Annotated in this window: 13 protein-coding genes; 11 read left to right on the top strand and 2 right to left on the bottom strand. The window is 57.4% G+C overall.

Annotation, left to right across the window (positions count from 1 at the left end; translation table 11 throughout):
• Positions 1-29 precede the first annotated feature (29 nt).
• Complete coding sequence (gene fabB / locus EDC52_RS03420; RefSeq protein WP_131863916.1) at positions 30-1241, top strand: beta-ketoacyl-ACP synthase I; 1212 nt, start codon at positions 30-32, stop codon at positions 1239-1241.
• Between the two features lie 98 nt (positions 1242-1339).
• Here fabB and flk read toward each other — a convergent pair whose 3' ends face one another.
• Positions 1340-2413, bottom strand: coding sequence for a flagella biosynthesis regulator Flk (gene flk, locus EDC52_RS03415; protein WP_131863915.1), 1074 nt, complete (start codon positions 2411-2413; stop codon positions 1340-1342).
• A 120-nt stretch (positions 2414-2533) separates the two neighbouring features.
• Positions 2534-3433 carry a DMT family transporter gene (locus EDC52_RS03410; protein WP_131863914.1) on the bottom strand — a complete coding sequence of 300 codons (900 nt, stop codon included), beginning with the start codon at positions 3431-3433 and terminating at the stop codon, positions 2534-2536.
• A 235-nt stretch (positions 3434-3668) separates the two neighbouring features.
• On the opposite strand from EDC52_RS03410, the gene pdxB reads away from it, so the two are divergent.
• The 10 genes from pdxB (at position 3669) to EDC52_RS03360 (ending at position 13610) form a co-directional block, all read left to right on the top strand.
• On the top strand, positions 3669-4805 hold the full coding sequence (gene pdxB / locus EDC52_RS03405) for a 4-phosphoerythronate dehydrogenase PdxB (protein WP_131863913.1): 1137 nt from the start codon (positions 3669-3671) through the stop codon (positions 4803-4805).
• A 71-nt stretch (positions 4806-4876) separates the two neighbouring features.
• Positions 4877-5887: an aspartate-semialdehyde dehydrogenase gene (locus EDC52_RS03400; protein ID WP_131863912.1), complete on the top strand. Its 1011-nt coding sequence runs from the start codon at positions 4877-4879 to the stop codon at positions 5885-5887.
• The gene (truA, locus tag EDC52_RS03395; protein ID WP_131863911.1) at positions 5887-6708 is read left to right on the top strand and encodes a tRNA pseudouridine(38-40) synthase TruA; all 822 of its coding nucleotides are present in this window, start codon (positions 5887-5889) and stop codon (positions 6706-6708) included. Before EDC52_RS03400 ends, truA begins: the two co-directional genes overlap by 1 nt.
• Positions 6709-6751: 43 nt before the next feature.
• Entirely contained in the window at positions 6752-7414 is a 663-nt protein-coding gene (locus EDC52_RS03390) for a DedA family protein (protein WP_131863910.1), read from the top strand.
• Between the two features lie 204 nt (positions 7415-7618).
• Positions 7619-8539, top strand: a complete 921-nt coding sequence (accD, locus tag EDC52_RS03385) for an acetyl-CoA carboxylase, carboxyltransferase subunit beta (RefSeq protein ID WP_131863909.1) — start codon at positions 7619-7621, stop codon at positions 8537-8539.
• Between the two features lie 76 nt (positions 8540-8615).
• Complete coding sequence (gene folC, locus EDC52_RS03380; RefSeq protein WP_131863908.1) at positions 8616-9872, top strand: bifunctional tetrahydrofolate synthase/dihydrofolate synthase; 1257 nt, start codon at positions 8616-8618, stop codon at positions 9870-9872.
• Position 9873: 1 nt separating this feature from the next.
• Complete coding sequence (gene dedD, locus EDC52_RS03375) at positions 9874-10674, top strand: cell division protein DedD (protein ID WP_131863907.1); 801 nt, start codon at positions 9874-9876, stop codon at positions 10672-10674.
• Between the two features lie 174 nt (positions 10675-10848).
• The gene (gene cvpA, locus EDC52_RS03370; RefSeq protein ID WP_131863906.1) at positions 10849-11334 is read left to right on the top strand and encodes a colicin V production protein; all 486 of its coding nucleotides are present in this window, start codon (positions 10849-10851) and stop codon (positions 11332-11334) included.
• Positions 11335-11371: 37 nt separating this feature from the next.
• Positions 11372-12889, top strand: coding sequence for an amidophosphoribosyltransferase (gene purF / locus EDC52_RS03365; protein WP_131863905.1), 1518 nt, complete (start codon positions 11372-11374; stop codon positions 12887-12889).
• A 136-nt stretch (positions 12890-13025) separates the two neighbouring features.
• Positions 13026-13610: a UbiX family flavin prenyltransferase gene (locus EDC52_RS03360; RefSeq protein ID WP_131863904.1), complete on the top strand. Its 585-nt coding sequence runs from the start codon at positions 13026-13028 to the stop codon at positions 13608-13610.
• Positions 13611-13634 lie beyond the last annotated feature (24 nt).

The raw sequence follows: 13634 nt of genomic DNA, 5'->3' as shown, positions 1-13634 counted from the left end.
ATCTCATATATCAATTCAAGAGGTATTAAATGAAACGTGCAGTGATTACCGGCCTGGGGATCGTATCGAGTATCGGTAACGACCAGAAAGAAGTTCTGGCCTCTCTGCAGCAAGGCCGCTCCGGAATCACCTTTTCTCAGGAACTGAAAGATTCTGGTATGCGCAGCCATGTATGGGGTGACGTTAAACTCGATACCACCGGGCTTATTGATCGCAAGATTGCGCGCTTTATGAGTGATGCTTCTGTATATGCTTATCTGTCGATGGAACAGGCGATCAAAGATTCAGGTTTGACTGATGACCAGGTATCTAATGACCGTACCGGCCTTATTGTCGGTTCCGGCGGCGGTTCCCCGCGCAATCAGGTTGCCGGTTCCGACGGCATGCGCGCTCGCGGCCTGCGCGGCGTTGGCCCTTACATGGTGACCAAGGCCATGGCGTCGGGCGTATCCGCCTGCCTGGCGACACCGTTTAAAATCCGTGGCATCAATTACTCCATCAGCTCGGCCTGTTCGACCTCGGCGCATTGTATCGGTAACGCGGTTGAGATGATCCAGCTTGGCAAACAGGATGTCGTCTTTGCCGGCGGCGGTGAAGAATTGTGCTGGGAAATGGCCTGTGAGTTCGATGCCATGGGTGCCTTGTCTACCCGTTACAACGATACGCCGTCCAAAGCATCCCGGACTTATGACGTTAATCGCGACGGCTTTGTGATAGCCGGCGGCGGCGGTATCGTGGTGGTCGAAGAGCTGGAACACGCCCTGGCCCGTGGCGCGCACATTTATGCTGAGATTGTCGGCTACGGCGCCAATTCGGACGGCGCCGACATGGTCGCGCCTTCAGGCGAAGGCGCTATTCGCTGCATGAAGATGGCGATGAACGGTGTTGATACGCCAATCGACTACATCAACGTTCATGGCACTTCCACTCCGGTCGGCGACGTGAAGGAACTGTGGGCCATTCGCGAAACCTTCGGCGACCAGCAACCGGCATTTTCATCTACCAAGGCAATGACCGGTCATTCGCTGGGTGCCGCCGGCGTACATGAAGCTATTTATACTCTGCTGATGCTGGAGCATAACTTCATTGCCCCGAGTATCAATGTCGAGGAGCGGGATCCGCAGGCCGAAGGGATGAACCTGATTACCGCGCCGACCGAACGTCCGCTGACCACCGTGATGTCCAACAGCTTCGGCTTTGGCGGCACCAATGCCACATTGGTGATGCGCCGTTATCAGTAATGGCCAGACCGTGCGGCCAATGTCGCCGCGCTGAACAGAAAACCACCCTATAGCGGGTGGTTTTTTTATGCCTGCAGCTTTTAAAATCCCGATAACAGCTAGATAAGCAGCGCCAACAATGCTGCCGCTACCGCCACTATCAATGCTGCCAGCCACAAAGCCGGGGGTTTACGCTGCGCTGGATGAGGCTGTCCGGTATCAATAAGCGGGCTGGTTGCCGGCTGCAGCAGTCTGGCGTCCGGTGTTTGATGCTGGCTTTGCGTGCGCGTCAGCCGATAGATAAACAGGAACTGCATCACTGCGCTGACCTGCGTCGAACTCAGCGGGATGGCGATGCCGGCATTGAAGTGCTGTTGGCAGTAGGCCTCTACCGCTTGCTGCTCATTGCGATTGGTCGGCTGTTTCAGCACCGCCAAAATAGTGGCCAGGGTCGGGGATGCCTGCTGGGCAAGCGTCACATGCCCCTGCAGGAACTGCATCAGCAGAGTAAAGTGACGCGCCGGGATAGGATCACCGGCCTTCAGCCCCATCATGGCCAGCAGGCTTTGCCAAAGCGTGGCCGGCGATTCACCGGTGGCGGCTGCCAGACGGGTGATCTGCTGGTTTAGCGCGTGGTGCTCGGCCGGCAGCAGCGTGCGGTCGGTCAGGGCAGCCTGCTGCGGATGAGGGATGGCCAAGTTTCCGGCCTGCAGCAGGGTGACCACCTGGCGCAGTTCGGCGGCGGTAAGCTGACTGAGCACCGTATGACCGAACTGCTGACGAATATAATCGCTCACCGCCTGGCGGTTATTGCCCTGCGTCAGCAGTTCGGAAAGCTGCTGCATCAGCTGCCGGCCGGCATGGGTGTCCCGAGCCAGGTCGAGACGGGTTTGCAGCAGCTGCAGTGCCGGCTGGAAATGACTGGCGGTCAGCTCGCCTTCGACAGGAATGCCCAACTGATGGCGAAGCGCGGCCCAAATCTCGACCGCCTTGCTGTTGGTCAGTGCCATGATCCGGATCACCATCCGCTCCAGGGACGTTCGCTGCACGCTGGTCAGCGGGGCATCGCCGCCACTGATGGTCGGGGGCGCGACCGCCGGCCCGCGGGGCGGCTGGCCGGGTAGGGCCGCCGCCGTCGGGTTGCGGGGAGGTACGCCGTTCGCCGGCGTGCCGGGACCTTTGACAGGTTGCATATAATTGGCCCTTTCACCTGATGGGTTGCGAGTCGCTCAACCCGGTCTGCACGGCCGGCGTCTGAGATAATGCGGCGCATAATAACAAGCCACGAAATATTAAGGTAGCTACAACCAACACTAGCGCATTTTATGTTTTTCGCGCTGGCGCCGTTTCAGAGGGATACGCAATCGCTGTGCCAAAACGACCCCGGCAAGGGTAATGCCCCCTCCCACCAAATGAAATGCCTGAAGCTGTTCTTGCAGAAACAGTATCGCAATGAGGGCGGTAAAAACCGGGGCCAGGTACATAAATATCGAGGTGGTATTGGCGCCCAGGCGTATGACCCCCTGGATCCACAGAAAAGGAGCCACCAGCGAAGCCGCAATGCCGGCAAACAGCACCAACGGGATATTCTGAGGCGTCAGGGCGATATCGGGCGCCAGTAAAAAGCCGGGCAGCAGCAGCAATACGCCGAAAAACACCTGCACATACAGCGACTGCCAATTAGGCAGATTGATAGACCAGCGACGGGTGAGCACGCCGTAAAGGGCATAGGATGTTGAGGCGGCCAGCATCATCAACTCGCCCAGGCCGATGCCCTGGCTCATCAGCGTCGCCGGATGGCCCTCGCTGATGAGCCAGACCAACCCGACCAGCGACAGCAAGGCACCGAGCAGCACGCCCAGTGTCGGGGCGATGCCCAGCAGCAGAATACTCAGCAGCACCGTCAGCAGGGGAATCAATGAATTAAGGATACCGATAAACAGGGCGGTGACACTATGGGCGGCATAGTACGCCAGACTTTGATACAGCACCATGCCCAGCAGTCCCAGGATAAAAAGTCGCCACGCATGGTGTTTCACCGCGGCACGGTTACGCCACACGCCAGGCAGCACAAACGGCGTCATCAGCAAGAACGCCAAAAGCCAGCGGTAAAAAGAAATGGCCCCGGGATCAATAAGCCCGGCCGCCATTTTGCTGACGATGGCGTTCACCGACCATAACAGCACGGCCACCAGGGGGTAAAAAAACGTCATGGATACCCTCTTTCAATAAACAGTAACGGTGGCATTCTACGGGTTTGGCCGGGAAACAATAAGTTAATATCATGTTATTTGTGGAATGTTAGCCGCATGTTGTGCGAATAACGCCTGATCGGTCGGTGGCCATTGGCCGCACAATGACGGCATACCGTTGGGATTTGCTAGCGTTCGATGGCAAAATACCCGCCTGTTTTGCCGGCTAACAGGGCTATTGCCCGGGGAGACTGAAGTGAACATTCTGCTGGATGAGAATATGCCCTACGCCCATCAATTATTCGGGCGATTGGGAGCGGTGCGCTCGCTGCCCGGTAGGCGGATAAACTCTGCTGCCTTGGGCCAGACTGATGCGCTGATGGTCAGATCGGTGACGCCGGTGACGGCGTCATTGCTGGCCAATAGCGCTATCCGCTTTGTCGGATCGGCAACCGCCGGGACTGATCATGTGGATGAGGCCTGGCTTGAGCAGGCGGGTATTGGTTTTTCAGCAGCGCCAGGCTGCAATGCGCTGGCGGTCGTTGAGTACGTCATCTCGGCGTTGCTCAGCCTCGGCCAGCGGGATGATTTTTTACTGAAAGACCGTACCGTGGGCATCATCGGCGTCGGCAATGTCGGTAGCCGGCTCAATCAGCGCCTCAGCGCTCTCGGCGTGCGAACGCTACTGTGCGATCCGCTGCGCGCCGACCGCGGCGATGAGGGGGATTTTGCTGACCTGGCGACACTGGTGCGCGAGGCGGACGTGCTTACCTTCCACACGCCGCTCACTGACCAGGGGGCATATCGGACCCGGCATCTGGTGGACGAGGCGCTGCTGGCATGCCTGCCCGATAATGCAATTCTTATCAATGCCTGTCGCGGACCGGTGGTGGACAATGCCGCGCTGTTGCGCGTACTTCAGACCGGTAAGCCGTTGTCGGTGGTGCTGGACGTGTGGGAGCCGGAACCTGATCTCTGCTTGCCGCTGCTGTCCAGGGTCAGCCTGGCGACCCCTCATATCGCCGGTTACAGCCTGGAGGGAAAAGCCCGGGGCACCACGCAGGTGTATGACGCCTTCAGCCGGTTTATCGGGGTAAACGACCCGGTTGCGCTTGATAGCCTGCTACCGCCTCCGGCAGTGGCATCGGTTGCCATCCGCGGTGAACTGGATGAAAGCATGCTCCGTCAGTTGGTGCATTTAGTGTATGATGTGCGCCGCGATGACGGAATGCTGCGCCGGGCAGCTGCAGCCGCCGGAGAATTCGACCGCCTGCGCCGGGATTATCCCGTGAGACGCGAATGGTCTTCCTTGCGGGTTGAGACCGATAATGCAGCCAGTGCGGCACTGCTTGCCGAACTGGGATTCAACGCCGGGCTGGCGCCTTCCCGTTAACATCTTTTGCGATAACCACGACCGGACCGCCGAACGGCCACGCCGGTTATTTATTTTCTGGAGAGAAACCTATGTCTGACGGCTGGAATATTGCACTGCTGGGTGCTACAGGTGCCGTGGGTACAGCACTGCTGGAACTGATGCAGGAACGTCAGTTCCCGATTGGGGAGCTTTTTTTGCTGTCCAGCGAACGCAGCGCTGGTGAGACGGTAAGATTTGAAGGCAAAAGCCTGCTGGTCACCGACGCCCGCGAATTTGACTGGTCGTCGGCGCAAATGGCTTTTTTTGTCGCGGGTGCCGGTGCGTCCGCCCTCTATGCGGAGCAGGCCGCTGCCGCCGGCTGCCTGGTCATCGATACCAGTGGCTTGTTCAGCCTTGAGCCGGATGTTCCACTGGTGGTGCCAGGCGTCAATAACCAGGTATTGGCGGATTACCGCAACCGCAACCTGATTTCAGTGGCCCACAGTCTCACCAGTCAAGTGCTGCTGGCGGTTAAACCGCTTAACGATCTGGCCGGTATCGGACGCCTGCATGTCAGTAATCTGCTTTCGGCTTCGGGCCAGGGCAAGGTTGCGGTGGATGCGCTGGCGGGGCAGAGCGCCCGCTTGCTGAATGGCCTGCCGATCGAAGCCGGGTTTTATGATCGCCAACTGGCGTTCAACCTGATGCCGCTGGTGGCCGATGAGCTGGGCAGTGTGCAGGTTGAGCGCCGTCTGGTGGATGAAATTCGTAAAATTTTGCAAGATGACGGTCTGCCGGTTTCGGTAAGCAGTGTTCAGGCCCCGGTATTCTATGGTCATTCACAGATGGTTCATGTGGAAACCCTGCGTCCCATGGGAGCAGAAGAAGCCCGTGATGCCTTGGCCGAAAACGAGGATATTGCCCTGAGCGATGGCCAGGAATATCCGACGCCGGTAGAAGACGCCTCCGGCCAGGCGCATCTGAGTATCGGTTGCCTACGTAATGACTATGGCATGCCGGATTTACTGCATTTCTGGTCTGTGGCCGATAATGTCCGCTTCGGCGGTGCGCTGATGACGCTGCAGACCGCAGAGTCGCTGGCCGGGGAGTATTTCTATTAATGGTGCCGTCTGCTTCAGGCGACAGTCGCTCGCCCGCCAAGATCGCCTTGGGAATTGAATACGATGGCAGCCGTTACTACGGCTGGCAACGTCAGCAGGAGGTCGCCAGTGTCCAGGGGTGCCTGGAACTGGCGCTGTCCAAAGTCGCCGATCGCCCGGTGACGGTGTTCTGCGCCGGACGGACCGATGCCGGCGTGCACGCTACCGGCCAGGTGGTCCATTTTGAAACCGATTCACATCGACAGGATGCGGCCTGGACGCTGGGGGTAAACGCAAATTTGCCGCCTGATATCGCCGTACGCTGGGTAACACATGTCAGCGAAGATTTTCACGCCCGTTTCAGCGCGACGGCTCGCCGTTACCGTTACATTATCTATAATCATCGCTTTCGGCCGGCGATCCTTTCGCCGGGCCTGACCCATTTTTACCATCCGCTGGACGCCGAACGCATGGAACGGGCAGGGCAGGCGCTGTTGGGTGAAAATGATTTCACCTCGTTTCGCGCCCTGCAGTGCCAGTCGCGTACGCCCTGGCGAAATGTAAAACATTTAAAGGTTACGCGTCACGGGCCTTACATCGTGGTAGATATCAAAGCGAATGCTTTTGTACATCACATGGTTCGTAATATTGTCGGCAGTCTGATGGAAGTGGGCAGTAACAACCGGCCTGAGTCCTGGATAGGCGAATTGCTTGCGGCTCGCGACCGGACGCTGGCGGCGGCCACTGCCAGAGCTGAGGGGCTTTATCTGGTGGGCGTCGATTACCCAGCCCCGTTCCATCTGCCGGACCAGGCGTTGGGCCCGCTGTTTCTGGCTGATTAGTCACTGGGGTTTATACTTATTTTGCGTTTCAGGGATACTTATCATGGAATTTATCAGGTTCATCATTGATTTTATTTTGCACATCGACGTCCATCTGGCGGAACTGGTGGCGCAATACGGTATGTGGATTTACGCGATTTTGTTCCTGATTCTTTTTTGTGAAACCGGGCTGGTGGTAACGCCATTTCTGCCGGGCGACTCATTGCTGTTTGTCGCCGGTGCGCTGGCGGCACTGCCGTCCAATAGCCTGGATGTGCATCTGATGGTGTTCCTGCTGGTGTGCGCCGCCATACTTGGCGATGCGGTCAACTACATGATCGGTCGATTATTCGGGGAAAAACTGTTCAGCAACCCTGATTCACGCATTTTCCGACGCAGTTATCTGGATAAAACCCACCAGTTTTATGCTCGTCACGGCGGTAAAACGATTATCCTGGCGCGCTTTGTGCCGATAGTGCGCACCTTCGCGCCGTTTGTCGCAGGTATGGGGCATATGACTTATCGTCATTTCGCCCTGTATAACATTACCGGAGCTCTGCTGTGGGTGCTGCTGTTTACCTATGCCGGTTATCTGTTTGGCGATCTGCCGGTGGTACAGGAAAACCTGAAACTGTTGATCGTCGGTATTATCCTGGTGTCCATATTGCCGGGTGTGATTGAAGTCTGGCGCCATCGCCGTGCGGCGGCGAAAAGCCGTCAGCCTTAGCATCCGGCGTCAGGCAGTTTGAATTTTGAGCATCAGACAGAGTTTTCTTTCCCAAGACGCTGGCCGTTATGGTTTAATAGGCAACCTTTTTTAAGGCTATCCCGTTGCGGATTACCCTGCAGGTAGCGGATACTGCGTGATTGGATCGGTTAAAAGTATGAATAGCGGACTGGCGGATGCCGGGTTCAAACAGAAAGGTTATCGATGAGCTGGATTGAACGAATTCTAAATAAAAGCACTATCACCCCTGCGCGCCGGGCCAACATTCCTGAGGGCGTGTGGACCAAATGTGATAGCTGTGGTCAGGTGCTGTATCGTGCCGAGCTTGAGCGTAATCTGGAGGTCTGTCCTAAGTGCGACCACCATATGCGTATGACCGGCCGCGCGCGGCTCCATGCCTTCCTCGATAAAGGCAGCGAACTTGAATTGGGCAGCGAGCTCGAGCCAAGGGATATCCTGAAATTCCGGGACTCGAAGAAGTACAAGGATCGTCTGGCGGCGGCTCAGAAAGCGACTGATGAAAAAGATGCCTTGATAGTGATGAAAGGCACGCTGTATGGCATGCCTATTGTGGTGGCTTCTTTTGAATTCGCTTTTATCGGTGGCTCGATGTCATCGGTTGTCGGCGCGCGCTTTGTCCGTGCGGTTGAGCAGGCAATGGAAGATGGCTGTCCGCTGGTCTGTTTCTCCGCCAGCGGCGGCGCCCGTATGCAGGAAGCGCTGATGTCGCTGATGCAAATGGCCAAGACCAGTGCGGCCCTGGCTAAACTCCGTGCCCGCCGCTTGCCGTATATCTCGGTGCTGACCGACCCGACCATGGGTGGCGTATCAGCCAGCCTGGCGATGCTTGGCGATCTTAATGTGGCGGAGCCGAAAGCGCTTATCGGCTTTGCCGGACCGCGGGTTATCGAGCAGACGGTGCGTGAAAAACTGCCGGCCGGATTCCAGCGCAGCGAGTTTTTGCTGGAGAAGGGCGCTATCGATATGATCGTGCGTCGCCCGGACATGCGTTTAAAGCTCGCCGGTGTATTGGCCAAGCTGACTCATCAGCCGCAGCCTGAATCCACACCGGTGCAGGAATCCCATCCTGAAAACCCTCTGTCGGATGCACACGACGAAGCATAATAGCTCGGCTGGGGGCGGGTCTCCGGGTTCGGGGACCAGGCTTCTGGTTGAAGCGCTCAGTTGATGAACGGGACGTATGGATAACCTTCTTACTCCTGAAGCCACGTCGCCCCTCGCCGCGTGGCTTTATTACCTCGAACGCCTGCACAACCGGCCGATTGATCTTGGGCTGGAACGCGTCAGACAGGTTGCCGAAACGCTTTCCCTGCTTTCGCCGGCACCGTTGGTGTTTACCGTTGCCGGTACCAATGGCAAGGGCACTACCTGCTGTCTGCTTGAGTCTATCCTGCTGGCCGCCGGAATGAGGGTCGGTGTTTACAGCTCTCCCCACCTGCTGCGTTACACTGAAAGGGTGCGCATTCAGGGGCAGGAATTGCCTGAATCGCTTCACACCGCGGCAATGGCGCAGATAGAAGCCGGGCGGGGTTCGATCTCCTTAAGCTATTTTGAATTCAGCACGCTGTCGGCGCTGGCGCTTTTCAGGCAGGCTGGACTGGACGTAGTGATCCTTGAAGTCGGGCTGGGTGGCAGGCTGGATGCCACCAATATTATCAATGCCGACGTTGCGGTGATTACCAGCATCGCCCTCGACCATATGGATTACCTGGGCGATAGCCGGGAAAGCATCGGTCGGGAAAAAGCCGGTATTTTCCGTGCCGGCAAGCCGGCGGTCGTCGGTGAACCCGATCGCCCGGCGACGATTGATCTGGCGGCCGACACGGTCGGTGCCGCCCTGTGCTGCTGCAACCGTGACTGGTGGTGGCAACAGCAGGATGACAGCTGGCAATGGCGCTCGCCAGAGCGGGCTTTAACCGGTCTGCCGCTGCCGTCGATCCCATTGCCGAACGCCGCCACCGCACTGGCGGCATTACTGCAATCGCCACTCAGTATCAGTGAGCAGGCGATCCGGCAGGGCATACGTCAGGCCAGCCTGCCGGGCCGCTTCCAGGTTATCGGCCAGGCACCGCTGCAAATCCTTGATGTAGCCCACAACCCCCATGCGGCGGCCTACCTGTCCCAACGGCTTGGCCAGTTGAACCTGACCGGACAACTGCGGGCGGTAGTAGGGATGCTGGCCGATAAGGACATCGCCGGTACGCTGGCCTGTCTGCAAGGCCAGGTGGACCAATGGTATTGTGCGTCGCTTACGGGTCCCAGGGCAGCCGAGGCCGCCGAGCTTGCCGCTCATCTGCCCGGTGCTCGCCAGTTCAGCGATGTGGCGACTGCCTGGCGCCAGGCGATGGCGGATGCCGCCGCTGAAGACTGCGTGCTGGTGTTTGGTTCTTTTCATACCGTGGCTCCGGTCATGGCGCTAGTGGATGCGGAGAGTTAACGTGGCGAGTAAGTTCCAAAACCGCCTGGTAGGCACCATCATTATCGTGGCATTGGGCGTTATCGTGCTGCCGGGCCTGCTTGACGGCAAGAAGAAGCATTATCAGGACGAATTTGCGGCCATTCCGCTGGTGCCTAAACCCGGGGATACCGATGAAATCGACAGCGCTTCGCAGGCAAATCCATCATTGCCGGTTCAACCGCCGGAAGGGGCCGGTGCTGCGGTAGAAGAAGCCAATAAATCCGCGTTGGAAGATGCCTCAATCCCCTTGCCACAGACCCCGGCGCAACCCGCTACCGTGGCACCGCAGTCGGTCAGGCCGAGTCAGCCCGCTACTGCCGTCAAACCGCCCAGGCAGGAAAACCGGCCGCCGGTTAAAACCGAGACCCGCCCCGAGGCTAAACCGGTGGCCAAGCCTGCGCCGAAACCGGCAACGCCTGCGCCGGTAGCTAGCCCCGCAGCCAGACCGGCAACGCCGGCAGAAACGCCAGTTTCCCGGCCTGCCGCCCCGGCGCCGGTCGACACACCGGCGGCCGCGCCGGCGGAGCAGGCGCCCAAGGGACAGGCGTGGGTGGTGCAGCTCGGGGCGCTGAAAAACGCCGCCAGAGTGAGCGAAATCGTCGCCAGACTGCGGTTGTCCGGTTACCGGGTATTTACCGTGCCCGCAACCCCGGTCCAGGGGGAAATAACCCGGATATTCGTTGGTCCGGATGCCTCGAAGCAGAAACTGCAGTCCTCGCTGCCGGAGCTAAACCAGGCCAGCGGACTGAGCGGTCAGGTACGTGCTTATTCCGCGCGGTAGCCAGCGACAGAGCGCAACCTTGCCGTTGCGCTCTATCTTGCTGCCCCTGATAGCTTTTTTTAATTGTCATTATTAATTTAAACGTCGAGTGGAATTCCGCTACGCAAACGTTTTCTTTTTCTGTTAGAATTCGCCGCGAACAGCTGACGGGGCGGATTACCAAGGGATGCACGCATGATCTGGGTTGATTACGTCATTATTGGCATCATTGCTTTTTCTGCTCTGGTAAGTCTTATTCGCGGGTTCATACGCGAAGCGCTATCCTTAGTGACCTGGGCCTGTGCATTTTTTGTCGCCAGTCATTATTTTGCGTATCTCGCCGTCTATTTTACCCGGTTTGAAGACCCGCTTGTTCGCAATGGCATCGCGATTGGTCTGCTGTTTGTGGCGACCCTGATCGTGGGAGCAATCGTAAATTACGTGATTGGCTCTCTGGTGGAAAAAACCGGTCTGACCGGTACCGACCGGGTACTGGGTGTCTGTTTTGGGATCTTGCGCGGCATATTGATTGTGTCGGCGGTATTATTTTTCCTGGACACCTTTACCGGCTTCTCCCAGAGTACGGACTGGCAACAGTCTCAGCTGATACCGCAGTTCCGCGGTATCATCAGATGGTTTTTCAGCTATCTGCAAAGCACGTCGAGTTTTTTACCCCGGTAAGTCCATACCTGGGTAGCGCTGATGAGGAAATGACAACATGTGCGGTATTGTCGGAATCGCCGGTTTTATGCCGGTCAACCAGTCGATTTACGATGCGTTAACTGTGCTTCAGCACCGTGGACAGGATGCCGCTGGCATCGTCACCATAGACGCATTGAATTGCTTTCGTTTACGTAAGGCCAATGGACTGGTAAAAGATGTCTTTGAAGCGCGGCATATGCAACGCCTGCAGGGCAATATGGGCATCGGACACGTCCGTTATCCTACCGCCGGCAGCTCAAGCGCATCTGAGGCGCAGCCCTTCTACGTCAATTCCCCTTTCGGCATCACTCTGGCGCATAACGGTAACCTGACCAACGCCCATGAGTTGCGCAAAAAACTTTTTGAAAGCGGCCGGCGGCACGTTAATACCACGTCGGACTCGGAAATCCTGCTCAACATTTTCGCCCGCGAGCTGGATCGTTTTCCTGACTACCCGCTGGAAGCGGATGATATCTTCGCCGCAGTTGCCGGTACCCATCAGCAGATTCGTGGCGCTTATGCCTGCGTTGGCATGATTATCGGTCACGGTCTTATCGCGTTTCGCGATCCTAACGGTATCCGACCGCTGGTCATCGGCAAGCGCACGCTGGCCGATGGCCGCAACGAATACATGGTGGCCTCGGAAAGCGTCGCGCTTGACACCCTGGGCTTTGAATTCCTGCGTGATGTCGCCGCCGGCGAAGCGGTCTACATTACTGAAAAAGGCCAGTTGTTTACCCGACAGTGCGCGGAAAATCCGAAGAGCAATCCTTGCCTGTTCGAGTATGTCTACTTTGCCCGTCCTGATTCGTTTATCGATAAAATTTCGGTTTACAGCGCCCGGGTGCGCATGGGCCAGAAACTGGGCGAAAAAATTGCGCGCGAGTGGGAAGACCTCGATATCGATGTGGTTATCCCGATCCCCGAGACCTCGTGCGATATCGCGCTGGAAATTGCGCGTATCCTGAACAAACCTTATCGTCAGGGCTTTGTGAAGAACCGCTACGTCGGCCGGACCTTTATCATGCCGGGCCAGCAAGTCCGCCGTCAGTCGGTGCGCCGAAAACTGAATGCCAATCGCGCAGAATTCAGGGACAAGAACGTACTGCTGGTGGACGATTCCATTGTCCGCGGCACCACCTCTGAACAGATCGTTGAGATGGCCCGTGAAGCCGGCGCCCGTAATGTTTACCTGGCCTCCGCCGCGCCGGAAATTCGCTTCCCCAATGTTTACGGTATCGATATGCCGAGCGCCAGCGAGTTGATTGCTCACGGCCGGGAAGTCGAGGAAATCCGCAAGCTCATCGGTGCCGATGCGCTTATTTTCCAGGATCTTGCTGATTTGGAAAAAGCGGTACAGGAAGACAATCCTGACGTGGTACAGTTTGAGTCTTCGGTGTTTAACGGTATTTACGTCACCAAGGACGTGGATCAGCGCTATCTTGATTACCTTGAGTCGCTGCGTAATGACGATTCCAAAGCCATCCGGATGCAGAATGAAGTTGAAAACCTGGAAATGCACAACGAAGGATAAGGCGTGCAATTCAGGTGCAATCCGTCGCAGGGTTGCACCACAGGTAAGCAAAACCGTCATAAAAACACCTGCTGCGCTTGCGTGCGCCAGGTGTTTTTTTATGGGGTTTACCCAGTAGAACAAGGCGCTACATCACATGAAAAAACGACTGATTATTGGTATCAGCGGGGCCAGCGGCGCCATTTACGGTATCAGAATGCTGCAGGTGCTGCAGGCGGTTGAAGAGATTGAAACCCATCTGGTGCTCAGCGCCGCCGGTCGGCAGACCCTGGCCCTGGAGACCGACTACAGCGTGCGCGAGGTTCAGGCCCTGGCCGATGAAGTGCATGATGCCCGGGACATTGCCGCCAGCATCAGTTCTGGCTCGTTTAAAACGCTCGGCATGGCGATATTGCCATGCTCGATGAAGACCCTGTCGGGCATCGTCCACAGTTACACCGATGGACTGCTGACGCGCGCGGCGGACGTTACCCTGAAAGAACGCCGCACCCTGGTGCTGGCCGTCCGGGAAACGCCGCTGCATCTGGGCCATCTGCGTCTGATGACCGCCGCCGCCGAATTGGGCGCCGTTATCATGCCGCCGGTGCCGGCCTTTTATCATCGTCCCGCCACGCTGCAGGATATCATCGATCAGACGGTGAATCGGGTGCTGGATCAATTTGATATCGAACTGCCGCAAGATCTGTTCGTGCGCTGGTCAGGCGGCACGGCAAGTAATTAATTGTGTGTTTATATTATATTGCAC

Source organism: Biostraticola tofi, from assembly GCF_004343195.1.
Lineage (GTDB): Bacteria > Pseudomonadota > Gammaproteobacteria > Enterobacterales > Enterobacteriaceae > Biostraticola > Biostraticola tofi.
This window is presented reverse-complemented; position numbering and strand designations above follow the sequence as displayed.